Source organism: Streptomyces endocoffeicus, assembly GCF_016741935.1.
GTDB classification, from domain to species: Bacteria; Actinomycetota; Actinomycetes; order Streptomycetales; family Streptomycetaceae; genus Streptomyces; species Streptomyces endocoffeicus.
In genome coordinates this window covers 1-26,998 of sequence record NZ_JAERRG010000033.1, presented here as the reverse complement: position 1 = coordinate 26,998, position 26,998 = coordinate 1, and the positions used below count along the sequence as shown (strand labels likewise).

General features: G+C 71.0%; 26 protein-coding genes and 2 pseudogenes. 20 read left to right on the top strand and 8 right to left on the bottom strand.

Annotation, left to right across the window (positions count from 1 at the left end; translation table 11 throughout):
• The first annotated feature begins 199 nt into the window (after positions 1-199).
• From JK364_RS45545 to alc, 4 genes are all read left to right on the top strand, one after another.
• Positions 200-943 (top strand): aspartate/glutamate racemase family protein, encoded by a 744-nt coding sequence (locus JK364_RS45545; protein WP_201857331.1) that lies wholly within the window; start codon positions 200-202, stop codon positions 941-943.
• A 74-nt stretch (positions 944-1,017) separates the two neighbouring features.
• Positions 1,018-2,505, top strand: a complete 1,488-nt coding sequence (locus JK364_RS45540) for an NCS1 family nucleobase:cation symporter-1 (protein ID WP_201857330.1) — start codon at positions 1,018-1,020, stop codon at positions 2,503-2,505.
• Between the two features lie 120 nt (positions 2,506-2,625).
• Entirely contained in the window at positions 2,626-4,014 is a 1,389-nt protein-coding gene (gene allB / locus JK364_RS45535) for an allantoinase AllB (RefSeq protein WP_201857370.1), read from the top strand.
• A gap of 92 nt (positions 4,015-4,106) precedes the next feature.
• A complete protein-coding gene (gene alc / locus JK364_RS45530) occupies positions 4,107-5,255 on the top strand; it encodes an allantoicase (RefSeq protein ID WP_201857329.1) in 1,149 nt (382 codons plus the stop codon).
• 13 nt (positions 5,256-5,268) lie between these two features.
• On the opposite strand, the gene JK364_RS45525 is transcribed toward alc, so the two are convergent.
• Both JK364_RS45525 and JK364_RS45520 read right to left on the bottom strand, forming a co-directional pair.
• Positions 5,269-8,445, bottom strand: a complete 3,177-nt coding sequence (locus JK364_RS45525) for an NACHT domain-containing protein (protein ID WP_201857328.1) — start codon at positions 8,443-8,445, stop codon at positions 5,269-5,271.
• A 63-nt stretch (positions 8,446-8,508) separates the two neighbouring features.
• Positions 8,509-9,117 (bottom strand): hypothetical protein, encoded by a 609-nt coding sequence (locus JK364_RS45520; RefSeq protein WP_201857327.1) that lies wholly within the window; start codon positions 9,115-9,117, stop codon positions 8,509-8,511.
• 311 nt (positions 9,118-9,428) lie between these two features.
• Here JK364_RS45520 and JK364_RS45515 point away from each other — a divergent pair, with 311 nt between their 5' ends.
• Positions 9,429-9,644 (top strand): EF-hand domain-containing protein, encoded by a 216-nt coding sequence (locus JK364_RS45515; RefSeq protein ID WP_230993521.1) that lies wholly within the window; start codon positions 9,429-9,431, stop codon positions 9,642-9,644.
• A gap of 71 nt (positions 9,645-9,715) precedes the next feature.
• Here JK364_RS45515 and JK364_RS45510 read toward each other — a convergent pair.
• Both JK364_RS45510 and JK364_RS45505 read right to left on the bottom strand, forming a co-directional pair.
• Positions 9,716-9,832 (bottom strand): annotated as a pseudogene (locus tag JK364_RS45510) (oxidoreductase); the annotation flags it as partial.
• A gap of 105 nt (positions 9,833-9,937) precedes the next feature.
• Positions 9,938-10,795, bottom strand: coding sequence for an SCO6745 family protein (locus tag JK364_RS45505; protein ID WP_201857325.1), 858 nt, complete (start codon positions 10,793-10,795; stop codon positions 9,938-9,940).
• 165 nt (positions 10,796-10,960) lie between these two features.
• On the opposite strand from JK364_RS45505, the gene JK364_RS45500 reads away from it, so the two are divergent.
• Complete coding sequence (locus JK364_RS45500; RefSeq protein ID WP_201857324.1) at positions 10,961-11,794, top strand: AIM24 family protein; 834 nt, start codon at positions 10,961-10,963, stop codon at positions 11,792-11,794.
• Positions 11,795-11,825: 31 nt separating this feature from the next.
• Here the strand turns inward: JK364_RS45500 and JK364_RS45495 are convergent, their stop codons facing one another.
• Both JK364_RS45495 and JK364_RS45490 read right to left on the bottom strand, forming a co-directional pair.
• Positions 11,826-12,056, bottom strand: a complete 231-nt coding sequence (locus tag JK364_RS45495; RefSeq protein WP_201857377.1) for a DUF6126 family protein — start codon at positions 12,054-12,056, stop codon at positions 11,826-11,828.
• Positions 12,053-12,730: a helix-turn-helix domain-containing protein gene (locus tag JK364_RS45490; protein ID WP_230993515.1), complete on the bottom strand. Its 678-nt coding sequence runs from the start codon at positions 12,728-12,730 to the stop codon at positions 12,053-12,055. The genes JK364_RS45495 and JK364_RS45490 overlap by 4 nt, the downstream gene beginning before the upstream one ends.
• A gap of 179 nt (positions 12,731-12,909) precedes the next feature.
• Between JK364_RS45490 and JK364_RS45485 the strand changes: the two genes are divergently transcribed.
• The 4 genes from JK364_RS45485 (at position 12,910) to JK364_RS45470 (ending at position 16,495) form a co-directional block, all read left to right on the top strand.
• Entirely contained in the window at positions 12,910-13,365 is a 456-nt protein-coding gene (locus tag JK364_RS45485; protein ID WP_201857323.1) for a ribonuclease, read from the top strand.
• 218 nt (positions 13,366-13,583) lie between these two features.
• Positions 13,584-14,552, top strand: coding sequence for a sugar kinase (locus tag JK364_RS45480; RefSeq protein ID WP_201857322.1), 969 nt, complete (start codon positions 13,584-13,586; stop codon positions 14,550-14,552).
• A gap of 226 nt (positions 14,553-14,778) precedes the next feature.
• On the top strand, positions 14,779-15,432 hold the full coding sequence (locus tag JK364_RS45475; RefSeq protein WP_201857321.1) for a bifunctional 4-hydroxy-2-oxoglutarate aldolase/2-dehydro-3-deoxy-phosphogluconate aldolase: 654 nt from the start codon (positions 14,779-14,781) through the stop codon (positions 15,430-15,432).
• 193 nt (positions 15,433-15,625) lie between these two features.
• A complete protein-coding gene (locus JK364_RS45470) occupies positions 15,626-16,495 on the top strand; it encodes a transporter substrate-binding domain-containing protein (RefSeq protein ID WP_201857320.1) in 870 nt (289 codons plus the stop codon).
• 13 nt (positions 16,496-16,508) lie between these two features.
• Here the strand turns inward: JK364_RS45470 and JK364_RS45465 are convergent, their stop codons facing one another.
• Positions 16,509-17,708 (bottom strand): RNA-guided endonuclease InsQ/TnpB family protein, encoded by a 1,200-nt coding sequence (locus JK364_RS45465; RefSeq protein ID WP_201857319.1) that lies wholly within the window; start codon positions 17,706-17,708, stop codon positions 16,509-16,511.
• 274 nt (positions 17,709-17,982) lie between these two features.
• Here JK364_RS45465 and JK364_RS45460 point away from each other — a divergent pair, with 274 nt between their 5' ends.
• Positions 17,983-18,639 (top strand): TetR/AcrR family transcriptional regulator, encoded by a 657-nt coding sequence (locus tag JK364_RS45460; protein WP_201857318.1) that lies wholly within the window; start codon positions 17,983-17,985, stop codon positions 18,637-18,639.
• A gap of 143 nt (positions 18,640-18,782) precedes the next feature.
• A complete protein-coding gene (locus tag JK364_RS45455; RefSeq protein ID WP_201857317.1) occupies positions 18,783-19,427 on the top strand; it encodes an HAAS signaling domain-containing protein in 645 nt (214 codons plus the stop codon).
• A 167-nt stretch (positions 19,428-19,594) separates the two neighbouring features.
• On the opposite strand, the gene JK364_RS45450 is transcribed toward JK364_RS45455, so the two are convergent.
• Positions 19,595-19,984 carry a hypothetical protein gene (locus JK364_RS45450; RefSeq protein ID WP_230993513.1) on the bottom strand — a complete coding sequence of 130 codons (390 nt, stop codon included), beginning with the start codon at positions 19,982-19,984 and terminating at the stop codon, positions 19,595-19,597.
• Between the two features lie 7 nt (positions 19,985-19,991).
• Here JK364_RS45450 and JK364_RS58235 point away from each other — a divergent pair.
• The 8 genes and pseudogenes from JK364_RS58235 to JK364_RS45415 form a co-directional block, all read left to right on the top strand.
• Positions 19,992-20,045: pseudogene (locus JK364_RS58235) on the top strand (hypothetical protein); the annotation flags it as partial.
• A gap of 12 nt (positions 20,046-20,057) precedes the next feature.
• On the top strand, positions 20,058-20,558 hold the full coding sequence (locus JK364_RS45445) for an oligopeptide/dipeptide ABC transporter ATP-binding protein (RefSeq protein WP_372462075.1): 501 nt from the start codon (positions 20,058-20,060) through the stop codon (positions 20,556-20,558).
• A 111-nt stretch (positions 20,559-20,669) separates the two neighbouring features.
• Positions 20,670-21,437: a GntR family transcriptional regulator gene (locus JK364_RS45440; RefSeq protein WP_164436044.1), complete on the top strand. Its 768-nt coding sequence runs from the start codon at positions 20,670-20,672 to the stop codon at positions 21,435-21,437.
• Positions 21,438-21,685: 248 nt separating this feature from the next.
• Complete coding sequence (locus JK364_RS45435) at positions 21,686-22,675, top strand: sugar ABC transporter substrate-binding protein (protein WP_201857316.1); 990 nt, start codon at positions 21,686-21,688, stop codon at positions 22,673-22,675.
• On the top strand, positions 22,672-23,724 hold the full coding sequence (locus tag JK364_RS45430; RefSeq protein WP_201857315.1) for an ABC transporter permease: 1,053 nt from the start codon (positions 22,672-22,674) through the stop codon (positions 23,722-23,724). Before JK364_RS45435 ends, JK364_RS45430 begins: the two co-directional genes overlap by 4 nt.
• On the top strand, positions 23,721-24,578 hold the full coding sequence (locus tag JK364_RS45425) for an ATP-binding cassette domain-containing protein (RefSeq protein ID WP_201857314.1): 858 nt from the start codon (positions 23,721-23,723) through the stop codon (positions 24,576-24,578). Before JK364_RS45430 ends, JK364_RS45425 begins: the two co-directional genes overlap by 4 nt.
• 288 nt (positions 24,579-24,866) lie before the next feature.
• A complete protein-coding gene (locus JK364_RS45420; RefSeq protein WP_201857313.1) occupies positions 24,867-26,024 on the top strand; it encodes an ROK family glucokinase in 1,158 nt (385 codons plus the stop codon).
• A complete protein-coding gene (locus JK364_RS45415; RefSeq protein WP_201857312.1) occupies positions 26,021-26,722 on the top strand; it encodes a hypothetical protein in 702 nt (233 codons plus the stop codon). Before JK364_RS45420 ends, JK364_RS45415 begins: the two co-directional genes overlap by 4 nt.
• The last annotated feature ends 276 nt before the right edge of the window (positions 26,723-26,998 follow it).

Genomic DNA, 26,998 nt, shown 5'->3' with positions numbered 1-26,998 from the left:
GCGGCGCCGGCCTCGCACACGCGTCGGACGCCGCGGCCGACCGGCCACGGGCAGCCTACCCGTCCGCGGCGACCTCCCAGTAGCCGCTTGTCAACGATCTCTGTCCGATCCATTGACGAGGATGACCACCCTGACTAATTTCTGCATCCCGAAAAGGAAATTCCATTCTATGGAAACAGAGAGTCGTCGCGGGAGTGCTATGCGCATCCTTGTGCTGAATCCGAACACCACAGTCGCCATGACCGCCGCCATCCGGGACCTCGCCGAAGCCAGTGCGAGCCCCGGCACCACCATCATGGCCGCCGAGCCGCTGTGGGGCCCCGAATCGATCGAGGGTCACTTCGAGGGGTATCTCAGCGCCGCCGCCGTACTGGACCGGCTGACGACGTTCGACGAACCCTTTGACGCGCTGGTCATGGCCGGGTTCGGCGAGCCGGGGCGGGAGGGGGCGCAGGAGCTGCTCGACGTCCCGGTCCTCGACATCGCCGAGTCCGCCGCCCAGATGGCCATGATGCTCGGCCATTCCTACGGCGTCGTCACCACCCTCGACCGGGCCGTGCCGCAGATCCGGGACCGGCTGCTCACGGCGGGCCTGCTGGCACGCTGCGCGGGTGTACGCGGCACCGGCCTGGGTGTACTGGAGCTGGAGGCGGACCGGGAGCGGACCGTCGAGGTCATCGTGGCGACCGCGCGGGAGGCGGTCGAGCGGGACGGTGCCGAGGTGATCTGCCTGGGCTGCGGGGGCATGGCCGGGCTGCGGGAGCGGGTCTCGAAGGCGCTGGGCGGTCTGCCCGTCGTCGACGGGGTCGCCGCCGCCGTGAAGTTCGCCGAGGCGCTCGTCGGACTCGGCCTCTCCACCAGCAAGGCGCGGGCCTTCGCCGCGCCCCGGCCCAAGACCATCACCGGCTGGCCCCTGAGCGGGCGCCGGCCCGACAGCCGGTGAATCGGCGGCTCCAAGGGCTCCAAGGGCTCCAACGGCATCAACGGCAGCACCGCACCACCCCCTCGGAGGGCACCATGACAGCACCCCGTTCGCCCGACCCCCGTCTGTACAACGAGGACCTCGCGCCCGCGAAGGAACGCACCTGGGGGACGTACAGCATCTTCGCCCTGTGGATGTCGGACACCCACGCGATCAGCAACTACGCCTTCGCGGCGAGCCTGTTCGTCCTCGGGCTGCCCACCTGGGAGGTGTTCCTGTCCCTGCTCGCCGGCATCACCATCGTCCACTGGCTCATGAACCGCATGGGCCACGCGGGCCACCGCACCGGAGTGCCCTTCCCGGTTCTGGCGCGGGCCAGCTGGGGGGTGTACGGCGCCAATATCCCGGCGCTGATCCGAGCCGTGATGGCGGTCGCCTGGTACGGCATCCAGACCTGGCTGGCCTCCGAGGCGCTCATCCTGCTCGGCGTCCAGCTGGCGCCGGGGCTCGCGGCGTACGACCACAACTCCATCCTGGGCCTGTCGACCCTGGGCTGGATCGCGTTCCTGGTGATGTGGCTGCTCCAAGCGGTGCTGCTGACCCGGGGCATGGAGTTCATCCGCAAGGTGCAGGACTTCGCCACCGGCCCGGTGGTCTGGCTGGTCATGCTCGTGCTCGCCGTATGGCTGGTGGTCAAGGCGGGCGGCGACATCTCGCTCACCCGCAGCCTGACCGGGCTGAGCGGCGGCGAACAGCTCCACCAGAGCGTGATCGCGGTCAGTCTGACCGTGGCCACCTTCCTCACCCTGGTGCTCAACTACGCCGACTTCGCCCGCTTCACCCCGGATCACCGCTCGTACCGACGCGGCAATCTGCTGGGGCTGCCGGTGAACTTCACCGCCTTCGCCGTCGTCTCCGTGCTGATGACGGCGGGCACGATCTCGGTCTTCGGCACCGCGATCGCCGATCCGGTCCATGTCATCGCGCGGATCGACAACCCGGTGGTCACGGTGGCCGGCGCGCTGTCCTTCATGATCGCCACAATCGGGATCAACGTCGTGGCGAACTTCGTCTCACCGGCGTACGACTTCGCCAACCTCGCACCCAAGCACCTGGACTTCCGGCGCGGCGGCATGGTCACGGCGGTGCTCGCGATCGTCGTGATGCCGTGGAAGCTGTACTCCAGCCCGGTCGTCATCCAGTACTTCCTGGGCGGCCTCGGCGCCTTCCTCGGCCCGCTCGTCGCGATCCTGCTGGTCGACTACTACCTCGTGCGGCGCGGCCGGATCGATGTCGACGCCCTGTTCAGCGCGGACGAGGCGGGGGCGTACTACTACCGCCGGGGCTTCAACCCCGAGGCCGTCATCGCCTTCGTGCCCGCGGCCGCGGTCTCCGCGGTGCTCGCGCTGGTCAAGTTCTTCGCGGACGTCGCCCCGTTCTCCTGGTGCTTCGGACTGGCCATCGCCGGGGGTATCTACGGTCTGAGGTCCGCGAAGGCCAGGGTCGGCGGCGCGATGGCCCAGACGCTGATCACATCGCAGGTCACGACGGGTGGGGTCTTGGCCCGCCCGGCGACGAAGTGAAGACTTACCGCACTCGGAAGACTTACCGCACTCAATGGAATACGCATTCGTCATAGCGAAAGGTTGGTGACGGTGTTCGACCTGGATCCGGAAGCGCGTTCGGAGCGGGAACCGGAGCTGGTGCCGCGCTCACGGCCCGAGCTGGTGCTGCGCTCACGCCGCGTCATGACCCCGGACGGCCCGCGCGCGGCATCCGTCGCCGTGTCCGTCGCCGAGGGGAGGATCACCGCCGTCCTGCCGTACGACACCGCCGTACCGCCCGGGGCGCGCCTCGAAGACCTCGGGGACGACGTCCTGCTCCCCGGCCTCGTCGACACCCACGTCCATGTCAACGACCCCGGCCGCACCGCATGGGAGGGGTTCGGCTCCGCCACCCGCGCCGCCGCGGCCGGCGGTGTCACCACCCTCGTCGACATGCCGCTCAACAGCGTCCCGCCGACCACCACCGTCCCGGCCCTGGAGATCAAACGGGCCGTCGCCCGGCGGTCGGCCCATGTCGACATCGGGTTCTGGGGCGGCGCCGTGCCCGGGAACGCCCCGGAACTGCGGCCGCTGCACGACGCGGGCGTCCTCGGCTTCAAGGCGTTTCTGCTCCCCTCCGGCGTGGACGAATTCCCGCCGCTCGCCCCCGACCAGCTCCGGACCGCACTCCGCGAGATCGCGGGCTTCGGCGGACTGCTGATCGTCCACGCCGAGGACGCCCGCCTCATCGACGGCGCCCCGCCGCCCACCGGCCCGCGCTACGCCGACTTCCTCGCCTCCCGCCCGCGCGCCGCCGAGAACGAGGCCATCGCGGGCCTCATCGCCCTCGCCCACGAGCTCGACGCCCGCGTCCACGTCCTGCACCTCTCGTCCGCCGACGCCCTGCCGCTGATCGCCGACGCCCGCCGTAAGGGCGTCCGGATCACCGCGGAGACCTGCCCGCACTTCCTGACCCTCACCGCCGAGGAGGTCCCCGACGGCGCCACGGAGTTCAAATGCTGTCCGCCCATCAGGGAGGCCGCCAACCAGGACGCACTGTGGGCGGGGTTGGCGGCCGGGGAGATCGACTGCGTCGTCTCCGACCACTCGCCCTGTACGGCCGACCTCAAGGTCGGCGACTTCGGGCGGGCCTGGGGCGGCATCTCCTCGCTCCAGCTCGGGCTCCCCGCGGTCTGGACCGCCGCCCGGCGGCGCGGCCACACCCTCCACGACGTGGCCCGCTGGATGTCCACCGGCCCCGCCGCGCTCGTCGGTCTCGACCGTAAGGGCGCCATCGAGGCCGGGCACGACGCCGACTTCGCGGTCCTCGCTCCCGACGAGACCTTCACCGTCGACCCCGCCGCCCTCCACCACCGCAACCAGGTCACCGCCTACGCGGGCAGAACGCTGTACGGCGTCGTACGGTCCACCTGGCTGCGCGGCCGGAAGATCGCCGACCATGGCACGCCGACGGAACCCACCGGCCGACTCCTGGAAAGGCAGCCCCGCACATTGACCCCGCCGACGGAGAGGCAGCCTCGCCCGTGATCACGCCGATGGAAGGCAGCCCCGCCCATGACCGCGCCGACGGAGAGGCAGCCCCGCACATTGACCACGCCGATGGAAAGGCAGGCCCGCACATGACCGCGCCGATCCCCCGCTTCACCGGCGACGCCGCCCCGTACGGCGGTGGCGACCCGTACGCCGACTACCGGACCGCCGACCTCTCCTTCACCCACCTCGTGGACCTGGCCGACCGACGGCTCGGCGGAAGCGTGATCGCGGCCAACGACGAGTTCTTCGCCGAGCGCGAGAACCTGCTGAAGCCCGAAGCGCCGCGCTTCGACCCCGAGTCCTTCGGCCACAAGGGCAAGGTCATGGACGGCTGGGAGACCCGGCGGCGGCGCGGGGCCTCGGCCGACACCCCGCATCCGGCCGAGGACGACCACGACTGGGCCCTGATCCGCCTCGGCGCGCCCGGGGCCATCCACGGCATCGTCGTCGACACCGCTCACTTCCGCGGCAACTACCCGCGGGCGGTGAGCGTCGAGGCGACGGCCGTGGACGGCACCCCGTCCCCCGAGGAACTCCTCGCCGACGACGTCGTATGGACCGAGCTCGTCCCCCGTACGCAGATCGGCGGCCACGCGGCCAACGGCTTCCCCGTCCCCGCCTCCCGCCGCTTCACCCACCTCCGCCTCAAGCAGCACCCCGACGGCGGCATCGCCCGCCTCCGCGTCCACGGCGAGGCCGCCCCCGACCCGGCGTGGCTCACCGCCCTCGGCACCTTCGACCTGGTGGCGCTGGAGCACGGAGGGGCGGCCGAGGACGCCTCCGACCGCTTCTACTCCCCGCCCGCCAACTCCATCGGGCCGGGCCGCTCCCAGAAGATGGACGAGGGCTGGGAGACCCGCCGCCGCCGGGACACCGGCCACGACTGGGTCCGCTACCGCCTCGCCGCCCAGGGGACCATCCGCGCCGTGGAGATCGACACCGGCTGCTACAAGGGCAACGCACCGGGCTGGGCGGCGCTGTACGGCCTCGACGCGACAACCGGCGCGGACCCGACCGACCACACGGCCCCGGCCTGGACCGAACTCCTGCCCCGCACCCGCCTCCAGCCCGACACGGTCCATCGCTTCCTCCTGGACGCGGCCCCGCCGGTGACCCACGTCCGGATCGACATCTACCCGGACGGCGGCGTGGCCCGGCTGCGGCTGCACGGCTCGCTGACCGAGCACGGCGCGCGGCGGCTGGCCGCACGCCATGCGGAGCTGGGCGGCGCCTGAGCGCTGTCTCCCCTCACCGGTAGCGGACTCGGAGGCCGGGGCCGAGATGTTGGGTCCCGGTGACGGCCTGTGTGCTGCCCACCTCGACGGTGAGCTGTGTCGGGGCCGTACGCCTGGCCAGGGACGAGAGGTCCAAGGGGCCGGGGTCCGGGCCCTGGCATGCGCCGAAGAACACGACTTCGAGGGAGGGGACAGCGTTGAGCGGGCTGAGGTCCGCCGGAAGGGCGCAGCCGTAGAAGCTCAGGTCCGGGATGCGCAGGGAGGCTGACAAGACGGGGAGGGATGCGGTGAAGTCGAAGCCGCCCAGCCAAAGTCGTTTGAAGATGGTCGCCGCTGGAAGGCTGGCGAGGTTGCGCGGAGTCCCCGAGCCGGCCAGGTAGAGCTTGTCGAGCGACGGCAGATCGTGAAGAAACACCAGGTCAGGATCGCGAGGCAGGTCTCCCAGGTTCAGTGTCGTCAAGGTCCCCGGCATGGGGATCTCGCTCACGGGAGGGAGGGAAGACCAGCCGGTGAGGCTCAATTCCTGAAGCTGTGTGAGGGCGCTCAACGGTGAGGCGTCCTCCAGGGCAGCGTCTCCCATGATCCAAAGCGTGCTGAGCTGGGGGTGGGCGGTGAGCGGGCTCAGGTCGTTGTCGCCCACCAGCCGTGAGATCCACAGCGAGGAGAGTCCGGGGAGATCTGTGAGCGTCGCGAGGCCGGAAGTGAGCGGATGGCTGATCAATATCTTCCGCGCCGACCGCAGCTTCCTGGCCGCGGCCCACTGGCTGGGGTGGGAGAGCCTTAGCGTGACGCGTTCCAAGGGAAACTTGGCGAGCACGCGCTGGGCGTACTCATCCGGATCGAAATAGTCCCAGGCATCGGCGAGTTCTTGGTGCGCACCGACTCGTTCTGCCTCCGCGTAAGCACCCAGTACATCGAGCGCACGCTCGCCACCGATGAGCGCGGCGGTCCGCACGGCCGCCCTGACGGCCGCGTCCGTGAGACCGTCCAGCGAGCGCGGCAGCCGACGGAGCACCGGATCCCCCACCGCCGCGAGTGACACGGCGTCCTTCCGACGCTTCGGCGGCACCAGCACCCGGAGGTTCTCGTCCAGCCGTGCCGCGAGCCCCTCCTGCACGGACTCCATCGTCTCCAGGCAGGATGCCGCCAGCAGCCGCAGGCCCCGTGCATGGCGGCGTTCGGCCTCCGCGCGGTCGAGGATGCCGGTGACGAGTTCCTGCCGCTGACTGCGATTGGCATGTCCTGCGGCCATGATGATGGTCTCCCGCCAGGTGTCCAGATGGGCCCGCTCGACCAGATTGCCGATGCGGTCCTCTGCCGCCGTCTCTTCTGCCGCCAGGTACTCCTGGAAGCTGCGGTGCAGGAAGTCGATGCGGTCCTCGGCGGGGACGCGCAGCACCCCCGAACGCGACACCAGATGATCCAGCACCGCCTCGCCCTCGGCGTCCAGATGGCGCATCGACGCCACCTTGGCGGTGACATGGGCCAGTGCCTTCTCCGTCGAAATCTCACTGCGGTTGTTATCCGAAAGCCGCCACGCCAGATCTCGCAGCACGCACAGCTTGTCGGTCAGGCTGAGCTGTACGTCCAGCGCGCTGGGCACCCCGCGCTCGGCGGCGCGGCGCTGCACCAGCAGTTCCAGGGCTATGCGGTACAGCTCCATGCGGTTGCGCGGCAGCCGCCGACGCCGTCCCAGGTGTAACGCGCACAGCAGCGCGGCCAGCAGGGGGCTCGCTGCGAGCGTCCGCAGATGAGCGCGGTCTTGGAGCGCCGCCAGCAATGCCCGTTCGTAGTGCGGCAGCTCCTCCAGGGCGCACGGCAGATCGCCGCCCTGTGCACCCACCGCCTGATGCCACTGCCGTACGAACGCCCGCAGATCCGCGGGCGTCATCCGCTCCAGCCCCACCGGGGCGAAGCCCTCCGCGCGCAGCCAGTCGCCGCGCGCGGCGGTCGGCCGGGACGTCACCACCGTACGGGTCTGCGGGTAGGCGTTGAGCAGCAGCCGCAGCCACTCCCGGACCTTGCGCCGTTCGCCTGCTACAAGTTCGTCCACCCCGTCGACGAGCAGCAGCACCCGCCCTGCCTGGAAAGCGCGATCCACCCAGGCGCGGGGCATGTGACCGGTCAGCGGCCCGGCCGTGGCGTCCAGCAGTTCCTCCGGGCGTGGCAGCTCGCGGGAGGCGTAACGCCGCAGTTTGACCAGGGCGGGGACCAGACCGTTCCACTCGGCCAGATCCCCGCTGAAGGCGCCGCGCGCCGCGGTGACGGCCAGCCAGTTGAGCAGTGTCGTCTTGCCGGAACCTGCCTCCCCGCGCAACAGAATGCGAGCCGATTCCTTCAGCGCGGCCTCGACCCGTACGCTCGCCGACGACTCCTGCTCGGGACCGTCCCATGAGCTGATGCCCGTCCGCAGCAATTGGCCGGGCCCACCGACTGACCGCCGGGCCGCCCGGCCGTCCCCGTCCGTGCTGACCCGCAGACTGATGTAGGCGACCGACAACTTGGTGCGCGGGGCCTGACCGGCCGTGAAGCTGAACAGCTCCACCTCGTCCAGGGTGCGGCTGAGGAACTCCAGGTACTCCCTGCGGAAGGCGGCGTCCTGATCCGCCCCCTGCGGCGCGTACAGCGATCTGACGGGAAGCCGCTCCAGCACCCGGCTCAGCTCGGGGCCGAGCTCGCCGACCCGCCCCAGCAGTTCGGCGATCCCGCGCTCGGTGAAGACCGGGAGCCGCTGCAGGATCCGCACGTAGCAGTCGCAGCACTCGGCCAGCACCAACTCGTAGAAGTGGGTGGCCGCCTCGCCCAGCCCGGCGGGCGGGGGAGCGGAGGCCCGCACCCGGCGGGCCAGCTCGGCGGGGTTGGCGTCGGACCCGAGGATCGCCTCGTCGGACAGGTCCGCGCGGCCGAAGGCCGCCGTCACGGCGTCGAGCGCCGCCCGCCGCCCACCCTCCTCCAGACCGCGGAACTCATGCCCGCACATGGGCTCCAGCCGCGCCGCCACCGCGTCCGCGATCTGCTCGAACTGCCGCTCCACGCCCCGCTGCGCCCGCAGCCCCGGCACCCGCCGCCGGACCAGGGCGGACATCTCCATCCGGCTCTCCTGCTCGCGCCGGCGCGGTTCGAGCCATAACCGCACGACGCGGGTCGCGACCGTCCGCCCGAGATTGATGGCAGCTGCCTCAGCGCTCACTCCGCACACCCCCTTCTGGGCGCCTCACTCCGGCTCCAGGGCCAACCGCGGCCGATGGTTCCGTCAGGCGTCCTGTCCGCCTGTGAGACCCATGGGGTAGTTCTCCCGGATCAGCAGGCTCAAGTGTTCCCGAGCGCTGCCGAGTTGGGCCGCCGTATCGGCTGCCTCCTGAATCAGGTACTCCAGTCGTTCGGAACGAAGTCCCTCCTGGAGAGCTTTGTTGACTTCTTCTCGATTGGCCAGCATCCAGGAGGCCCGGGCGTCCACAGCCCCCTCGAACTCTTCGAGTAGATCGGCGCAGTAGAGACGCATAAGGCCAAGTAGCGTGCGGCGGGCCGCCTGGCGTCGCTTCGCGGAGCTCCAGCGCTGAGCCAAAGGTGCCGACGGGCGCATGATTTCTTCGATATCCCGCTGCGCCGCCTCGACGTACCCGGCCTTAAGGGGAATTTTGAGGAACGGTACACGGATTGGCGTGCCCGCGTTGTTGAAGCCACAGACGCTAACCGTGGATCGCCTGGTCAGGTGTTGGGATCTGAGGCGCTCGAGTGCTTCGCTGGTGTTGGTCGCGGCCTGGCACCACTCATACAGGATCTCGTGCAGCTCCATCAGGGCTTCGTGCATGTTCGGCCATACGGGCGTCCCGTTGGCATTGTCCGAGACTTTGTGCAGCATGCTGCTGGCTGCCTTGGCGACGGCTGTTGCCTCAGGACCTACTGGCATTCGGGACCCCCAACCCTGAGTGGCCAAGTCTCCCTACGCTAGACGCGCCCCAGGGCGTGCGAGGGGCGAATCGCTGAACGCAGGGGTGTGGGTCAAGCGGCCTCGTAGTGGTGTGCCCGGGTGCCGCGCGCCACTTGGCTCAGGCGGGATCATCTGTGCGGCAGCGGGAGAAGCGCTGTTCCCGCCGCGGCGTGCTGCAGGCGATCAGTGCGCAGTAGCATCGCACAACATCCAACGAGGAAGGGCGAACCCACGTGGTGGACATGAAAGCGGCCGCGCGCAAGGTCTTTGACGCATACGACCTCGATGCCGACGGGCAGATAACCGCCAAGGAATACCAGCAGGTCGTCGCCGAGCTGCGCGGCGAGCACCTCACCGACGAACAGGCGCAGCAGTTCATCGACGTACTCGACACGGACGGCGACGGCACGATGTCGTTCGAGGAGTTCTGGGCCCCGATGCAGAGCGTCGCGGACTGACCACGGGCGTTCCGTCCACCCCGCGCGCGGCGCCGGGGCGGTGACGGAGGCGCGGTTCAGCGGCTTTGCCGGTTCTCGCGCAAGTGGGCGATGGCTGAGGTGCCGGGAATCAGCACCATCGGGGGCGAGCGCTGCGGCAGCCACGCGAGAGCCACCTGCTGCGGGATGGCACCGAGGCGGGTGGCGACATCGGCGCCCCGCCGCCGATCCGGCGCGCGGGTTGACCACGTCAGCACGTCCCTGATCCGTTCATGGACGACCGCCGGTCCGTATGGCCGCCTCCGTACGACCGCTCATCCCGTCGGCTTCGGGAGCCCGATCGGGTTGGGGAAGGGGAGGGCGGTGGCGCAGGCCGTGGTGAGGGGGGTGAGGAGGCGGACCAGGGTTGCCGTCTGCTCGGGGGTCAGCGGGCGCCAGGGGCGTTCCGCCGCTTGGTCCGTCGCGGTCTCGGCCGTGCGGAGCAGTTCGCGTCCGGGCTCCGTCACGGCGCCGTCCGGGGTGAGGAGGCCGCGGTCGGTCAGGCGTTGGGCGGCGGCGTCCCACTCCTGGTCGGTCCAGCCGCGGTGGGGCTGGAGCTCGGTGCGGGGGACGTCCAGGGCGGAACGGAGGACGAGGGCTTCGCAGCCGTCGAGACCGGCGGTGACGAGGGCCGCGACATGGCCGTCGCCGCGGTGCTCGCGCAGCAGGGTCGCCGCGTGCCACAGCCGCTCGACCGGTTTGTCGGGAAAGTCCAGTGCGCCGTTCGCGGCGGCCAGCACCCGGCCGGAGCCGTCCAGGCCCGCCGCGCGGGGGACCAGGGCCTCGGCGGCGCGCTCGACCTCGCGCTCGTGCCCGGCGAGCAGCCGGGTGAGGGCGGCCGCGGCGCCCGCGCGGCGGAGCTCCAGGGCCCGCTCGGGGGCGGTCAGGGACCAGACGCCGGGCAGGGCGCGGGCCACCATCGCGGGGGCGAAGGTGAAGAAGGACGCCACGACGGGCTCCGGCCCGACCGGCCCGAGAGGCGCGGCACGGCCCGCGAAGTAGCCGCGCCAGAAGCCGCGGAGCCCGGCGTTCTCGTACGCGGCACGGGCCTCCGGGGCGAAGTACGCGACCGCGTGTATCGGCTCGTAGAGGGCCCACATCGTGCGGGCGGTCGTCGCGGCGCTTGTGTTCATCGCCATGCTCCCTTCAGGGCCGACCTTCGGGACGACCCGGGGCCGGATCACGACCGGCATTGTGTCAAGCTCACGGAACCTGGTGGTCCAGGTCGAACGTTGACCCGGATGTCTGGTTATGACACCACCTGACACCACCTGATGTGACCCTCGAGGAGAGCGGCTGTGACCCTGCGGCAAGAGATCGTCGGCAACGCCATGCAGATGGCGGTCTGCACCCTCCACCCCGGGCAGACCGTCTACTGCGAGGCCGGAAAGTTCCTGTTCAAGACGTCGAACGTGACGATGGAGACCCGGCTGTCCGGGCCCGGCGGGGGCGGCGCTCAGGCCGCCGGGGGCAATGGCGGGAGCGCCGCGGGCGGCGGTGGCATGGGCGGGATGCTGCGCCAGGCCATGGGCACCGCCATGCAGGTGGGGCAGCGGGCGCTGGCGGGGGAGTCGCTGGCGTTCCAGTACTTCTCCGCCACCGGTGGCGAGGGCACCGTCGGCTTCGCGGGGGTGCTGCCCGGTGAGATGCGGGCGCTGGAGCTGGACGGGACGCGGGCCTGGTTCGCGGAGAAGGACGCCTTCGTGGCGGCCGAGTCCACCGTGGAGTTCGGGATCGCCTTCCAGGGCGGGAAGACCGGGCGCAGCGGCGGTGAGGGGTTCATCCTGGAGAAGTTCACCGGGCACGGCACCGTGATCATCTGTGGCGCGGGCAACTTCATCGATCTCAACCCGGCCGATTTCGGCGGCCGGATCGAGGTCGACACGGGCTGCATCGTGGCCTTCGAGGAAGGCATCCAGTACGGCGTGGAGCGCATCGGCGGGCTCAACCGCCAGGGGCTGATGAACGCGGTCTTCGGCGGTGAGGGGCTGTCGCTGGCCACGCTGGAGGGCAATGGCCGGGTGATCCTCCAGTCGCTCACCATCGAGGGCCTGGCGAACGCCCTGAAGAAGGCGCAGGGCGGCGACAAGCAGGGGCCGACGGGCGGGATGTTCTCCACCCACGCGGGGTGACGAGGGGCCCGCGCCCCCGGGACACCGCCTCTTACCCGCCCGCGACGTAGAAGAGGAAGAAGAGGAAAGCGGCGATGAAGTGGACGCCCACGAGGTAGATGAAGACCCGGACCGTGAAGCTCATCGGTGCCCGGTCCTCCTCGTTCGGGCCGGTCCGGGCCGGCGTCGCGGGGTTCATCGGGGCATCGGTCGCATCGGTCGCATCGGTCGCATCGGTCGCATCGGTTGCAGCGGTCGCACTCATGTCGTTCGCGTCCTTCATGGCGTACCGGGCCTTCCTCGGCGAGCGGCGTCGCCGAGGCACAGCTCGGCCGCGCCGCTCTGCAGCAGCGTGTGGACGAAGAGCAGATCCACGCCGCCCGGCGAGGCGGCGGCGATGCGGTGCGGGGTGAGCGAGTCGAAGTGGGCCGCGTCGCCCGCGGAGAGGGCGTGCACGGTCTCGCCGAGCGTCAGCCGCAGCCGGCCCCCCAGGACGTAGAGCCACTCCTCGCCGGGGTGGACCCGCACCAGGTCCTCCTGGGCGGCGGAGCGCTCGGGTACGTGCAGCCGCAGCGCCTGCATGGCCCGGCCGGAGCCGCCGGCCTGCCAGTAGGTCCAGCCGCCCGCCTGCTGCGCCTCCATGCGGTCGGCCCGTACGACCGGGTCCCGTTCCGCGGGCACCTCGCCCAGCAGGTCGGATACCGTTGTTCCGTAGGTACGGGCCAGGGCCAGCAGCATCGGCAGCGAGGGCTGGCGGCGGCCCGTCTCCAGCCGGGACAGGTGCGCGGGGGAGAGCCCGACGCGATGGGCGGCGGCCTCGAGCGTCAGACCGCTGCGTCGCCGCAGGTCACGCAGGCGGGGAGCGACGGTGGGCAGCTCGGCGGACGGTCCGCCGGGGTCACCGTCGGCCGGTCCGCCCGTGGGCCAGTCGGCGGGCCCGTGGGGGAGCGGGTTCATATCTCCGGTATAGCCAGCCTTGACCTCTGAGGCAAAAAGTTTGCCTCAGAGGCAAGAAAGCCCAAGAGGTTACGCTTTCGTTACCTCTTCTGGCGCTTCGCGCAGTTCCTGTGAACTCCCGGAGAACGGCCGTCACTTGGCATTGACACGACAGCGTCTACGCGCGTCATGCTATGTCTATGACAATCCCCCCACGGATCGCCCGCATCGGTGCCCTCGGCGCCCTCGTCTCGACGCTGCTCATCGGCGGCGCGGCCACCGCGGCCACCGCGGCCACCGCCGTCACCCCGACGGCGTCGCAGACCGTCGCGGTATCGCAGACCGTTGCGTCGTCGCAGGTCATCGCCGCCGTTGGCGATATCTGCTACTCGGATCTGCCCTCCCAGGCCCATGACACCCTGGACCTGATCGAGAAGGGCGGCCCCTACCCGTTCCCGCAGGACGGCACCGTCTTCCAGAACCGTGAAGGCGTCCTTCCGTCCCAGTCCTCCGGTTACTACCACGAGTACACCGTGATCACCCCGGGCTCCGACGACCGTGGCGCCCGACGCATCGTCACCGGTAAGCAGACGGACGAGGACTACTACACCGCGGACCACTACGCCTCGTTCGACCTGGTGGACCGCGGCTGCTGATTGCGGCCCACCGAAGACCGCCACCCCCCGCAACCGCGGCCGCTGCCCCCACCGTGGGGCAGCGGCCGCGGTGCTGTGCTCGCTGTGGGGCAGCGGCCGCGTTGCTGTGTCCGGCCGCCCCGCCTGCCCCCGCCCCGTCCCGGGCCCCGGGAACCCCGCGCGGGCCATTGTCGTTGCTTCCCGATACCGTCTCGGTAGCAGCGGATGTGCGGGGAGGCATGGTGGCGAAGGGTCCGGAAGTGGTCACGTGCGGGGAGGCAATGCTCCTCCTGCTCGCCGAGCCCGGGGTTCCGCTGGACCGGGCCGTGCATTTCCGCAGGTCGGTGGCGGGAGCCGAATCCAATGTGGCCGTGGGCCTCGCCCGGCTCGGCCACGGTGTGCGCTGGCTCGGCCGGGTCGGCGCCGACCCGGCGGGGGAGGCGGTGCTGCGCGAGCTGCGCGCCGACTGCGTGGACGTCGCCCATGCGATCGTGGACGACCACGCCCCCACCGGGCTCCTGATGAGGGACAGTCACGCGTACCGCGCCATCGATGTGCAGTACTACCGCATGGGCTCGGCCGCCTCCCGCCTGACGCCCGAGCAGATACGCCCCGAGGCACTCGAAGGCACCCAACTGCTGCATCTGTCCGGGATCACGCCCATGCTCTCGCCGACCGCGGCGGCCGCGAGCCGCCGCCTGGTGGAGCTGGCCCGTGAGGCCGGGGCCAAGGTGTCCTTCGATCCGAACGTGCGGCACAAGCTGGGCGGCGCGGCGCAGTGGGCCCAGACGGCGGGCCCGTTGCTGCGCGACGCCGACATCGTCCTCGCGGGGGAGGAGGAGTTGGAGCTGCTCACCGCCCAACCCGCCGACGAGGCCGCGCGGGAGCTGCTGCGCGGCGGGGCCGACGAGGTCGTGATCAAGCGCGCCGACCACTCCTCGACCGTCCTCACCGCGGACGGCGGCTGGGACCAGTCGCCCCACGCGGTGCCGGTGGTCGACCCGATCGGCGCCGGTGACGGCTTCGCGGCCGGCTATCTGTCGGCGCGGCTGCGCGGGCTGCACGAGGACCAGGCGCTCGCCGAGGCGGCGTGTGTGGCCGCCCTGGTCGTCCAGGCCGCCACCGATACGGACGGGCTGCCCACCGCCGCCGCGCGGGACCGGGCGCTCGCCGAGCTGTCCAAGGGCGGGGACGCGGTATATCGCTGAGCCGACCACGGCATCCACGGCACCCACGGCCCGCCCGGAGAGCGCGGGGCCGCGCACATCACAACAACACAGAGCAGCACCGGTAAGACGGACAATCAGATACCGATCCACCAAGCGCAGCACAGCACCGCGTATCGTCCACCGCACACCGAAACCGCCGCATATCCCGGAGGCAATCCGGGGCGGCATCGCCAGCAGCACCTGGGAGAGGAAGGCGGCGACCGCCGTGTACCGCTGGGAGATCACCCGGGCCGCGCTCGCGCAGCGCGTCCTCGCCATCGTCCGTAGCGACAGCTACGACCACGCCCACGCCACGGCGGACAGCCTGCTCTCCGCCGGTATCACCAGCCTGGAGATCTCGCTGACCACGCCCTTCGCCCTGGAGGCGGTCACCACCCTGATCCGGGAGGTCGGCGATGACGCGGTGATCGGCGCGGGCACGGTGCTCGATGGCGCCTCGGCCCGGATGGCGGTGGACGCGGGCGCCCGCTTCCTCGTCTCGCCGAGCCTGGACCCCGAGGTCATCCGCACCGGCCACCGCTACGGTCTGCCGGTCTTCCCCGGCGTGGCCACGCCCACCGAGGCGGTGCGCGCGATGGAGCTGGGCGCGGACGCCCTGAAGCTCTTCCCCGCCTCCGCCTACGGGCCCAGATGGGTCAGCGATGTACGGGCCGCGCTGCCGCAGGCCGCCGTGGTCCCCACCGGCGGGGTGACCCTGGCCGAGGCCCCGGACTGGATCGCGGCCGGGGCCGTCGCGTGCGGAATGGGCTCGGCGCTGTCCGAGGGCGACCGGGACACCGTGGGCAAGCGCGCCGCCGAACTGCTGGCCCGCCTCGCGGATGTGGCGCCCCCGCTGGACTCGCCGCACGAGCCGTACTGACGTCCTGAGAGCAGCACGCGACCCGTCCACCCGGCGGTCAACGGCTTCCCGTGGGCCGGGACTTCTGCCACCCTGAGCGCTGTGATCACGCGGCTCCTACCGGGTGTCCGGCGGTTCTTTCCCCTCCCCGCCGCAGGCGTCAAGATCCGCCAAACACACCTAGCGGCCGCCCGCCCGCGCCCAGGAGGTCCCCGTGAGACGTACCGTCACGCTGTCCGCCCTCGCCGCCGTGCTCGCCGCCACCGCCGCCGGTTCGGCGCTGGCCGTCGGTACGGCCTCAAAGCCCGAGCAGAAGACCGAGTTGGCGCGGGCGAACGCCGCCGAGCGCGCCCGGCAGCAGCGCGGCACCCTGCTGGACCGGGTGCCTGAGCGCGGGGTACTGCGGGTGTGCACCACCGGCGACTACCGGCCCTTCAGCCATCGCGACCCCAAGTCCGATGCCTACACCGGCATCGACATCAAGATGGCCGGGGACCTCGCCAAGAGCCTGGACGCCAAACCGAAGTACGTGCCCACCACCTGGGCCACCCTGGTGGACGACCTCGTCGCCGACCGCTGCGACGTGGGCATGGGCGGGGTGTCGGTGACCCTGGCCCGCGCCCGTAAGGCGTCCTTCAGCGAGCCGTACCTCACCGACGGCAAGACGCCGATCGTGCGCTGTGCGGACAAGGACAAGTACCGGACGCTGGAGGAGATCGACCGCTCCGGCGTACGGGTCGTGGTCAACCCGGGCGGCACCAACGAGCAGTTCGCCCGAGCCCATATCAAACAGGCCACCCTCACCGTCCATCCGGACAACACCACGATCTTCGACGAGATCATCGCGGGCCGCGCCGATGTGATGATGACGGACGCCAGCGAGACCCGCTATCAGTCCGCGATCCACCCGGAGCTGTGCGCGGTCCACCCGGACGAGCCGTTCTCCTTCTCCGAGAAGGCGTACGTACTGCCGCGCGGCGACGCCCAGTTCAAGGAGTACGTCGACCAGTGGGTCCATCTGGCCACCCACGACGGTACGTACAAGAAGTACGAGGACGAGTGGTTGACTTCCTCCCCCTCCTGAAGGAGGGGGATTCCTACGGCTCGCGCCGTAGAGGTTCCTGCTTCATCGCCGACCGCCCGCCCGGAGAACTCCGTTGAGGTCTTACACCGGCTCCACAGGCCGACACCGCCAGCCCGGCGGCCAAAATGTTCCGCGCCGCGTTCACGTCACGGTCATGGGTGACCCCGCAGCCACAGGTCCAGGTGCGGACGCTGAGCGGCAACTTGTCCTGCAGGGTTCCGCAGTGCGAGCACAGCTTGGAGGAGGGGAACCAGCGGTCGACCGCGATCACCTCGCGGCCGTACCACCAGGCCTTGTACTCCAGCATCGTGCGGAATTCCGCCCAGGCCGCGTCCGAGATGGCGCGGGCCAGCCTGCCGTTCTTCAACAGATTCCGAACGGTGAGATCCTCGATCACGATCGTTTGGTTTTCACGAACGAGCCGAGTAGTGATCTTGTGCAATGTGTCGCGCCGCCGGTCGGCGATGCGGGCGTGAACGCGAGCGACCCTCTGGCGGGCCTTGGCCCGGTTGGCTCCGCCGCCCTTGGCCTTGCGGGCCAGTTTCCGCTGGGCCTTGGCCAGACGGTCGCGGTCGTGCCGCTCGTGCCGGGGGTTGGTGATCTTTTCCCCGGTCGATAGGGTCAGCAGGTGGTCCAGCCCGGCGTCCACGCCGACCGCCGCGTCCGTGGTGGGGAGTGGCTCCACACCGGGGTCCTCGCACAGCAGAGACACGAACCAGCGTCCGGCCGCGTCCTGCGAAACGGTCACCGTGGACAGTGTGGCCCCCTCCGGCAGGGGACGAGACCACACGATCTCCAGCGGCTCCGTCATCTTCGCCAGAGTCAGCTTCCCATCACGGAACCGGAACGCGCTGGTGGTGTACTCCGCCGACTTGCGGGACTTCTTCCGCGACTTCAACCGCGGGTACCGGGCCCGCTTGGCGAAGAAGTGGGTGAACGCTGTCTGAAGGTGGCGCAGAGCCTGCTGCAGCGGGACCGAGGAAACGTCGTTCAGGTAAGCGAGTTCCTCGGTCCTCTTCCACGCGGTGAGCATGGCCGAGGTGGCGTTGTAGTTCACCCGCTCCTGCCGCAGCACCCACGCCTGGGTGCGGGCTGCCAGGGCCAAGTTGTAGACCTTCCGCACGCACCCGAACGTGCGCGACAGCTCGGCCGCCTGCGCATCGGTCGGATAGAAGCGGTACTTGAACGCCCGCTTCACGTGCGTGGTCCCCATGTCTCACATGCTAGTGCATCAGCTTGTGAACTGCTGAGGGTAGTTGGGGATGGGCGCCGGTCCGCCCTGGCGGTGAACCGGCTTTCCTTGCCCTGCTCCGCAGGAGCCCGATTCCTCCCCACTCTGAAGGGCGGGGTTTCCTCGGAGGAGATCAGATGAAGCGGTGACGCGGCGCCGGACACGAGAGCGACAGAGCGGCTGAAAATCTGGGCATCGCCGTACGACTCTCGCGTCCGTCACCCTTCTGCCGGGCCCGGAGCGGGAAGATGGCCTCATGAGTCCCGCCCAGCCCGCGCGCCGCCGCTCGGACGCCGTCGCCAACCGCGCCGCCCTCCTCGACGCGGCCGAGCGGGTCCTGCTCCGCGACGGGCCCGCCGTGCCGCTGGACGTGGTGGCGCGCGAGGCCGGGGTCGGCATCGCCACGCTGTACCGGAACTTCGCCGACCGCGAGGAGCTGTACGCGGCCGTCGTGCACCGCTCCTACGAACTCGTGGCCGCCCTCGCCCAGGAGGCCGAGGACAGCGCGGCACCGCCGCTGGAAGCGCTGGCCGGTTTCCTGCGCGGGCTGCTCGCCGAACGGCACCATCTGGCCCTGCCGCTGCTCGGCGCGCCCGGCCCGCTCCTGGCGGACGAGGCCGACCCCATCGGTTCGCGGATCTCCCGGTCGCTGGCCGCGGTCCTGAAGCGGGGTGTCGGCGACGGCTCGATCCGCCCCGACGCCACCGCCGCCGACCTCGTCGTCACCGGCGCGATGCTCGCCCACGCCCAACTCCCGCTCGACGCCTGGGGGCGCGCCGCCCGCCGTATCGCCGTGCTCGTCCTGGACGGCCTGCGCGCCCGCCCCGGCACCGCCCCGCTGCCCGACGGGCTCACCGGGACCGAACTGGACCGGGTCATGACCCGTGGCGCGGGGGAAGCGGCGGCCTATTAGCCTGGCCCACTAACCTGTCGAACACAGCAGGATGCGCATTTGCGCGAATCCGGGCGCGGCCCTCGTGCGGGTGCTACACGCTGACGGATGCCGGTTGTAATGCCCTGGACCGGTGACCGTTTCCTCGCCCCCGGAGAGACGACATGAGCAGCCCCCTCAACCACCCCCTCGTACGGACCTTTCTGTCCTCGGTCGAGCGGCGGACCGCGGCGCTTCCCGCCGCGTGGCGGGAGGAGCTGCTCGAGGACCTGAGGGAGGAGATCGCGGCGGCGCTCGCGGACGACCGCGCCGAGGATGCCGCCGGGGATGCCCCCGGGGACGGTGATTCCGCGATCGGAGATGAGCGGGTGCGGCAGGTGCTCGACTGGATCGGAACCCCGGAGGAGATCGCGGCGGACGCGCTGGCCGAGGAGTCCGGCAGCATTCCGCCGGAGCCGGAGGACGCCGGTGCCACCTGGGTGACGCTCGGCATCGCCGTGCTGCCCGTGCCGTTGTGCCTGGTCCCGGGCGTGGGCATACCCCTGGGGCTGGTCGCCGCCCTCGGCGCGCTCGTCCGGCTGTGGCGGTCCGCGCCATGGGCGCGGCGCGAGAAGCGGCAGGCCACGCTGTTCGTCCTGTCGCCTATGGTGACGGTGCCGATGCTGGCGGTGGCGCTCTCCCTGGCGTTCGACGGGATCAGCGCCCCCGCGTTCGTGGCCTCCCTGCTGATAGCGCTCACCCTGCCCGTGGTCGGCGCCATACGGCTGGCCCGGTCCGCCGCCCGGCTGCGCGAGCAGGCGGGCGCGTGACGCCGGCGGGCGGCGGCTAAGCGGCCTCGCTGAAGCCCGGTGCGGTTCGGGTGCGCCCCGAAGGGGCGCGGGGCTGTGTCGATATGCGGCTCCGCCGCGTGGGCGCGACCAGCCACGACGTAGCCGCAGATGAACGACTGCACCTCGCGACACTTTCAGCGGAGCGCTCAGCGGACAGCCTCCGCGAGCCGCAGCACCCGCACCCCGTACGGCGGCAGCACCACCGTGTCCGCCGCCGCGCCGTCCAGCGAGAGCAGCCGGGCGCCGTCCGTGACCACCGGTTTGACCGTCAGTTCCGCCCGCGCCTGGCTGACCAGCCAGACGAAGACCCGGCCGTCCTCGTGCACCAGCCGGTCCACCGCGACCCGGGGGTCCTCCACGGTGACCGGGCGGCGGACGCCCGCGTGGGCGGCGAGCGCGTCGTAGAGGGCGCTGGTGGCCTCGGGGTTGACGCGCGGGGTGACCGCCGCCATGTGCTCGACCGGATAGGCGCAGAAGACCACCGACCCCGCCCCGGTCCGGCGCAGCAGCAGCGCCGGGCGGCCGCGCCCGTCCACGGCGAGGATCTCGGCGCCGTCCGGCCAGCGGCAGCGGGTCGCGATCGCCCGCGCGCTCGCTCCGGGCCCGGAGGTGCTGCTGGCCGACGAGCCGGTGTCGATGCTGGATGTGTCGATCCGGCTGGAGATCCTGGGGCTGCTGGACCGGCTCAAGGAGGAGCGGGGGCTGGCGCTGCTCTACGTCACCCACGATCTGGCCACCGCCCGGCACTTCTCGTCCGAGGTGATGGTGATGTACCGCGGCGAGATCGTCGAGCGCGGCCCCAGCGACGAGGTGATCCTGGCCCCGCGCCACCCCTACACCCAGCTCCTGGCCGCCGCCGCGCCCAGCTCCGGGGCGGGCCGGGAGCGGGCGCGGGCCGCGCGGGCCGCGCGGGCGGCCCGGCTGGCGGCGCGGGCGCGGCGGGACGCGGAGCGGCGCGAGGTGGCGGCCGGGGACGGCTGCCGCTTCCGGCCGCGCTGTCCGTTCGCGATGGACGCCTGTACGCGGCGTCCGCCCGAGGTCCAGGTCGGGCCGGGGCACGGCTCCCGGTGCTGGCTGGGTCCTGACGGCGGTGGGCGGCCGTGGCCATGACGGCTGACAGCGTTATCGGTTCCGACTGATCACCTGTGCGTAGTTTGTCCTGACAACAGAACTTCACGACTTCCCGTCATGTGCTCATCCGGATACCCTCGGCCCGTGGCTATGGAGGAAGAAGACGCTTCGGGCGGGGCGGAGGCGCTCCAGCTCAGCGTCGACCGCAGCAGTCCGGTCCCGCTGTATTTCCAGCTGTCCCAGCAGCTCGAGGCGGCGATCGAGCAGGGGCGGCTGGCGCCCGGGAGCCTGCTGGGCAATGAGATCGAGCTGGCCGGGCGGCTCGGGCTGTCCCGCCCCACCGTCCGGCAGGCCATCTCGTCGCTGGTCGACAAGGGGCTGCTGGTGCGCCGCCGGGGCGTGGGCACCCAGGTCGTGCACAGCCAGGTCAAGCGCCCGCTGGAGCTGAGCAGTCTCTACGACGACCTGGAGGCGGCCGGTCAGCGCCCCGCCACCCAGGTGCTGCGGAACACCACCGAGCCCGCGACCGCCCAGGTCGCCGCCGCGCTCGGCGTCGCCGAGGGCGAAGAGGTGGTGCTGATCGAGCGGCTGCGGCTGGCGCACGGCGAGCCCATGGCCCATCTGCGCAACCACCTCCCGGTGGGCCTGCTCAAGCTGGACAGCGCCGAGCTGGAGGACACCGGGCTCTACCGGCTGATGCGCTCGGCCGGGATCACCCTGCACAGCGCCCGCCAGGCGGTCGGCGCCCGCGCGGCCACCGCCGAGGAGGGGGAGCAGCTCGGGGAGCCGGCTGGTGCGCCGCTGCTGACCATGGAGCGCACGACCTTCGACGACACCGGCCGGGCCGTGGAGTTCGGCTCGCACACCTACCGGGCCTCGCGCTACGCCTTCGAATTCCAGCTGCTCGTACGCCCCTGAGCGCTGCCGCACCCCTTGTGCCGCGCCATTTGTCCTTGACGTGTCCCGCGTCCCCGGCTACAAGTCCTCAAGCCGTACGGGCGCCGGGCCCCCGCCCACCCCGGCAGCCCCGGCGATGAACGGTGACGGATACTTGGGCGGCGGCCGGGACCGATCATGCGGTGCCCGGCCGCGAAGGTGACAGCGGGACGAACACACAGTGAGAAGGGCGGGTCTTCGTGGCGACGGTGCGGAGAGGGGCACGCGCTATGACCGCCGCCGTGCTCGCGGCGGTGCTGGGTACGGCGTTGGCGGGCTGCAGCGATACGGGCGGCAAGCGGGCCGAGGAGCGGGCCGCCCGGGAGGCGGCCGCCGGGGGACGGGCGGCGGTCAACACCCCGAAGTGGACGTTCGCGATGGTCACCCACTCCGGAGACGGGGACACCTTCTGGGACATCGTGCAGAGCGGCGCCAAGCAGGCCGCGGTCAAGGACAACATCAAGTTCCTCTACGCCCACAACGAGGAGGGCAAGGAGCAGGCCCAGCTGGTCCAGTCCTACCTCGATCAGAAGGTCGACGGCCTGATCGTCACCCTCGCCAAGCCCGACGCCATGAAGTCCGTGATGAAGAAGGCCCAGAAGGCCGGGATACCGGTGATCACCGTCAACTCCGGCTCCGAGGTGTCCAAGGCGTTCGGCGCGCTCACCCACGTCGGCCAGGACGAGACCATCGCGGGCGAGGCCGTCGGCGACGAGCTCGACAAGCGGAGCCGTAAGAAGGCGCTGTGCGTGATCCATGAGCAGGGCAACGTGGGCCTGGAGCAGCGCTGCGACGGCGCGGCCAAGACCTTCGACGGCAAGATGGAGAAGATCTACGTCGAGGGCACCAACATGCCCGATGTGCAGTCCTCGATCGAGGCCAAGCTCCAGTCGGACAAGGGCATCGACACCGTGCTGACCCTGGGCGCGCCCTTCGCGGACACCGCCGCCAAGGCCGCCGACCAGGCGGGCAGCAAGGCCGAGATCGACACCTTCGACCTCAACGCCAAGGTCGCCGCCGCGCTCCAGGACGGCACGCTCGGCTTCTCCGTGGACCAGCAGCCGTATCTCCAGGGCTATGAGGCCGTGGATCTGCTGTGGCTCAACCGCTACAACGCCGATGTGCTCGGTGGCGGCAAGCCGGTGCTCACCGGTCCGCAGATCATCACCAAGGACGACGCCGCCGAGCTCGCGTCGTACACGAAGCGGGGGACCCGATGAGCGCGGAGGCCCCGCCCGCCGAGGAGACGCTCTCGTCCCCGCGGCCGGTGCGCGGCTCGCTGCCGCGCCGGCTGGTGGGCCGGCCGGAGCTGGGCGCGGTCGTCGGCGCCGTCGCCGTCTTCGTCTTCTTCTCGGCCGTCGCCGACGCCTTCCTCCAGTGGTCCAGCTTCAGCACCGTGCTGTACGCCTCCTCGACCATCGGGATCATGGCGGTGCCGGTGGCGCTGCTGATGATCGGCGGGGAGTTCGATCTGTCGACCGGGGTCCTGGTGACCAGCTCGGCGCTGATCTCCTCGATGTTCTCGTACCAGATGACGGCGAACGTGTGGGTCGGGGTCGGGGTGTCCCTGCTGGCCACCCTCGCGATCGGGTTCTTCAACGGCTATCTGCTGGTCCGCACCAATCTGCCGAGCTTCATCATCACCCTCGGCACCTTCCTGATCCTCCAGGGCTGCAACCTCGGCTTCACCAAGCTGATCAGCGACACCGTCTCCACCAAGAGCATCTCCGACATGGAGGGCTTCCCCTCCGCCCGTAAGGTCTTCGCCTCGCATCTGACCATCGGGGACGTCGAAGTGCAGATCACCGTCCTGTGGTGGTTCGCCCTGATCGCGCTCGCCACCTGGATCCTGCTGCGCACCCGCGCCGGGAACTGGATCTTCGCGGTGGGCGGCGCCAAGGAGGCGGCCCGCGCGGTCGGCGTGCCCGTGGAGCGCACCAAGATCGGCCTCTATCTGGGCGTCGCGCTGGCCGCCTGGATCTCCGGCCAGCATCTGCTGTTCAACTACGACGTCGTCCAGTCCGGCGAGGGCGTGGGCAATGAGCTGCTCTACATCATCGCGGCCGTCATCGGCGGCTGTCTGCTGACCGGTGGCTACGGCTCGGCGGCCGGCGCGGCCGTCGGCGCGTTCATCTTCGGCATGACCAACAAGGGCATCGTCTACGCCCAGTGGGGCGCCGACTGGTTCAAGTTCTTCCTCGGGGCGATGCTGCTGCTCGCCACGCTGCTCAACTGGTGGGTCCGCAAGCGGGCGGAGGAGAGCAAATGATTTCGTCCCCGACATCCGATGAATCCCCGACATCTCCGGCGTCGCGGGCGGCCCTGGTCGCGCTCAGTGACATCAGCAAGTACTACGGCAACGTCAAGGCACTGGAGGGCGTCTCCCTCGAGGTGCACGCCGGGGAGATCACCTGCGTCCTCGGGGACAACGGCGCGGGCAAGTCCACCCTCATCAAGATCGTCGCCGGGCTGCACCAGCACGACGGCGGCACCCTCGTCATCGAGGGGGAGGAGACCCGGCTCGGCTCCCCGCGCGAGGCCCTCGACCGCGGGATCGCCACGGTCTACCAGGACCTGGCCGTGGTCCCGCTGATGCCGGTGTGGCGGAACTTCTTCCTGGGCTCGGAGATCCACAAGGGCCGCGGCCCGCTCCGCCGCCTCGACGTCGAGGCGATGCGCACCACGACCCACCGTGAACTGCTGCGCATGGGCATCGACCTGCGCGATGTCGACCAGCCCATCGGCACCCTCTCCGGCGGCCAGCGCCAGTGCGTGGCCATCGCCCGCGCCGTCCACTTCGGCGCGAAGGTGCTCATCCTGGACGAGCCCACGGCGGCGCTGGGCGTCAAGCAGTCCGGCGTCGTGCTCAAGTACGTCGCGGCCGCCCGGGACGCGGGCCTCGGCGTGGTCCTCATCACCCACAACCCGCACCACGCGTATCTCGTCGGCGACCGCTTCGTGCTGCTCAAGCGCGGCGCCATGGCGGGCAGCCACGCCAAGGACGAGATCGCCCTGGAGGAGCTCACCCGGCAGATGGCGGGCGGCAGCGAGCTGGAGCAGCTCAGCCATGAGCTGGCCCGCACCCCCGCCCCCGATCTGTCGGGAGGGGTCGCCAAGGGCTGAGCGGGGTCGCCAAGGGCTGAGAGGGTTCGCCAAAGGTTGAGCGGGTTCGCCGAGGGCTGAGCGGCCGGGCCGTCGGCCGTGTTCCGGTGCTTCCTGGGGGCCACGCGCCGTAGGCTCGCCATGCGGCATGAGGCGCGGGTGAGGCACAATCGCACGGCGGGCCACACCCGCCACGACCGACGCAGCCGAGGCCCCCGCGGCCTCCTGAGACCCCCGCAGGGACGACGAACTCTTGCGAGCACGTACCCGCAGCGACCGCACCCCCCACACCGGCGAGGGGGCCGGCCGATGAGCATCTACCGCGAACGAGTGCACCGGGGCTCGGCCCGGGCCACCGTGCTGCGGACCGTCGGCACCCGTGAGCGCCGCTCGCACCTCAGCGCGCCCCGGGTGCCCACGGTCGGCATCGACATCGGCGGCACCAAGGTGATGGCCGGGGTCGTCGACGCCGACGGCAACATCCTCGAGAAGCTGCGCACCGAGACGCCGGACAAGTCCAAGAGCCCCAAGGTCGTCGAGGACACCATCACCGAGCTGGTGCTGGACCTCTCCGACCGGCACGATGTGCACGCCGTGGGCATCGGCGCCGCGGGCTGGGTGGACGCCGACCGCAACCGCGTGCTGTTCGCCCCGCACCTGTCCTGGCGCAATGAACCGCTGCGCGACCGGCTCGCCGAGCGGCTCGCCGTCCCGGTCCTGGTCGACAACGACGCCAACGCCGCCGCGTGGGCGGAGTGGCGGTTCGGCGCCGGACGCGACGAGGACCATCTCGTCATGATCACTCTCGGCACCGGGATCGGCGGCGCGATCCTGGAGGACGGCCAGGTCAAGCGCGGCAAGTACGGGGTCGCCGGGGAGTTCGGCCATATGCAGGTCGTCCCGGCCGGCCACCGCTGCCCCTGCGGCAACCGCGGCTGCTGGGAGCAGTACAGCTCCGGCAACGCCCTGGTCCGCGAGGCCCGTGAACTGGCCGCCGCCGAATCGCCGGTGGCGTACGGGATCAACGACCGGGTCGGCGGCAACATCCAGGAGATCACCGGGCCGCTGATCACCGAGCTGGCCCGGCAGGGCGACGCCATGTGCGTCGAACTGCTCCAGGACATCGGCCAGTGGCTCGGCGTCGGCATCGCCAATCTCGCCGCCGCCCTCGACCCCTCCTGCTTCGTCATCGGCGGAGGCGTCAGCGCCGCCGACGATCTGCTGATCGACCCCGCCCGGAACGCCTTCCGGCGCACCCTCACCGGCCGCGGCTACCGGCCGGAGGCCCGGATCGTCAAGGCGCAGCTGGGCCCCGAGGCCGGGATGGTCGGCGCCGCCGACCTCGCCCGGCTGGTCGCCCGCCGCTTCCGCCGCGCCAACCGCCGCCGCGTCGAGCGGTACGAGCGCGCCGGGTCCTCCTCCCCGCTGCGGCTGGCACCGCGCAGCAGCCAGGCAGGCCGCGAATGACCGCCGCCGACCAGCGGCCCGGCGCCGCGATGCCCCCGGCCGACGGTATGCGCCCCGGCGGTCCCACGCCGGGCGGCCCCACGTCCGGCGGTCCTACGTCCGGCGGGCCCACGCCGGGCGGCCCCACGTCCGGCGGTCCCACACCTGGCGGCCCCACGTCCGGCGGGCCCGTGCCCGGTGGCGGCCGTCCGCCCCGCCGCTGGCTCAAGGCCGTGGTCGTCTTCCTGCTGATCGCGATCCCGGCGGGCTATCTGGTGATCTCCGCCCTCCAGAGCCGTAACGGCGGTGAGGACAAGGCGGAGGCGGCGTCGGCCAAGGGCCTCAGCGCGGGCTACCCCACCCGGGTGCAGCGGCGCATATACGACGTGCCGGTGCCGCCGTACTCCAAGAAGGTCGCCTTCTATGAGACCAACTCCTGGAAGGTCAGCTCGCTGTACGTGCAGTTCGTCACGTCCCGCGATGGCCTCGACTCCTTCCTGACCAAGCTCGGCACCCGCCGCTCCGCCCTGGACAAGGGCGAGGTGACCATCACCAAGGAGCAGGCCAGGAAGGTCGGTTGGCAGGTCGGAGCGCCCGGTCACGACTGGTCGGGGATGGTCATCAAGCAGAAAGATCCGGAACCCAAACTGAGGATCACGGTCAAGTTCGACAACCCGACGCATCCGAAGGTTTACGTGGTCTCCACGGTTACGCCGTAAGGCCTTCACATCCTGGGTGCATCGCGCCCGAAAGCCCCGCCACCCGTGTCGGATACCGTTTTCGGGTGAGCGAGACGAAGACACTTCAGTACCGGACCGACGGCCCCGAGGACGGGCCCGTGCTCGTCCTCGGACCGTCGCTGGGCACCACCTGGCACAGGTAGGCGGAACCGTCCATGAGGGTCTAGTCGGTCTGGGACAGTCGCGTAAGTTCGCGGTGAACCGGAGGACGGTGCGGTACGTGGTCACGATCCCTCCGTCACCGTGGCCATGGCC

What these genes read in the sequence shown, in the direction of transcription:
- JK364_RS45505 (WP_201857325.1), bottom strand. Translation starts at nt 10,795, where the DNA reads ATGAACACAAGCGCCGCGACGACCGCCCGCACGATGTGGGCCCTCTAC.
- JK364_RS45490 (WP_230993515.1), bottom strand. Translation starts at nt 12,730, where the DNA reads ATGAACCCGCTCCCCCACGGGCCCGCCGACTGGCCCACGGGCGGACCG.
- alc (WP_201857329.1), top strand. Translation starts at nt 4,107, where the DNA reads ATGACCGCGCCGATCCCCCGCTTCACCGGCGACGCCGCCCCGTACGGC.
- JK364_RS45540 (WP_201857330.1), top strand. Translation starts at nt 1,018, where the DNA reads ATGACAGCACCCCGTTCGCCCGACCCCCGTCTGTACAACGAGGACCTC.
- JK364_RS45480 (WP_201857322.1), top strand. Translation starts at nt 13,584, where the DNA reads ATGGTGGCGAAGGGTCCGGAAGTGGTCACGTGCGGGGAGGCAATGCTC.
- JK364_RS45495 (WP_201857377.1), bottom strand. Translation starts at nt 12,056, where the DNA reads ATGAAGGACGCGAACGACATGAGTGCGACCGCTGCAACCGATGCGACC.
- JK364_RS45465 (WP_201857319.1), bottom strand. Translation starts at nt 17,708, where the DNA reads ATGGGGACCACGCACGTGAAGCGGGCGTTCAAGTACCGCTTCTATCCG.
- JK364_RS45430 (WP_201857315.1), top strand. Translation starts at nt 22,672, where the DNA reads ATGAGCGCGGAGGCCCCGCCCGCCGAGGAGACGCTCTCGTCCCCGCGG.
- JK364_RS45440 (WP_164436044.1), top strand. Translation starts at nt 20,670, where the DNA reads ATGGAGGAAGAAGACGCTTCGGGCGGGGCGGAGGCGCTCCAGCTCAGC.
- JK364_RS45515 (WP_230993521.1), top strand. Translation starts at nt 9,429, where the DNA reads ATGAAAGCGGCCGCGCGCAAGGTCTTTGACGCATACGACCTCGATGCC.
- JK364_RS45415 (WP_201857312.1), top strand. Translation starts at nt 26,021, where the DNA reads ATGACCGCCGCCGACCAGCGGCCCGGCGCCGCGATGCCCCCGGCCGAC.
- JK364_RS45455 (WP_201857317.1), top strand. Translation starts at nt 18,783, where the DNA reads ATGAGCAGCCCCCTCAACCACCCCCTCGTACGGACCTTTCTGTCCTCG.
- JK364_RS45460 (WP_201857318.1), top strand. Translation starts at nt 17,983, where the DNA reads ATGAGTCCCGCCCAGCCCGCGCGCCGCCGCTCGGACGCCGTCGCCAAC.
- JK364_RS45520 (WP_201857327.1), bottom strand. Translation starts at nt 9,117, where the DNA reads ATGCTGCACAAAGTCTCGGACAATGCCAACGGGACGCCCGTATGGCCG.
- JK364_RS45425 (WP_201857314.1), top strand. Translation starts at nt 23,721, where the DNA reads ATGATTTCGTCCCCGACATCCGATGAATCCCCGACATCTCCGGCGTCG.
- JK364_RS45545 (WP_201857331.1), top strand. Translation starts at nt 200, where the DNA reads ATGCGCATCCTTGTGCTGAATCCGAACACCACAGTCGCCATGACCGCC.
- JK364_RS45485 (WP_201857323.1), top strand. Translation starts at nt 12,910, where the DNA reads ATGACAATCCCCCCACGGATCGCCCGCATCGGTGCCCTCGGCGCCCTC.
- JK364_RS45435 (WP_201857316.1), top strand. Translation starts at nt 21,686, where the DNA reads ATGACCGCCGCCGTGCTCGCGGCGGTGCTGGGTACGGCGTTGGCGGGC.
- JK364_RS45420 (WP_201857313.1), top strand. Translation starts at nt 24,867, where the DNA reads ATGAGCATCTACCGCGAACGAGTGCACCGGGGCTCGGCCCGGGCCACC.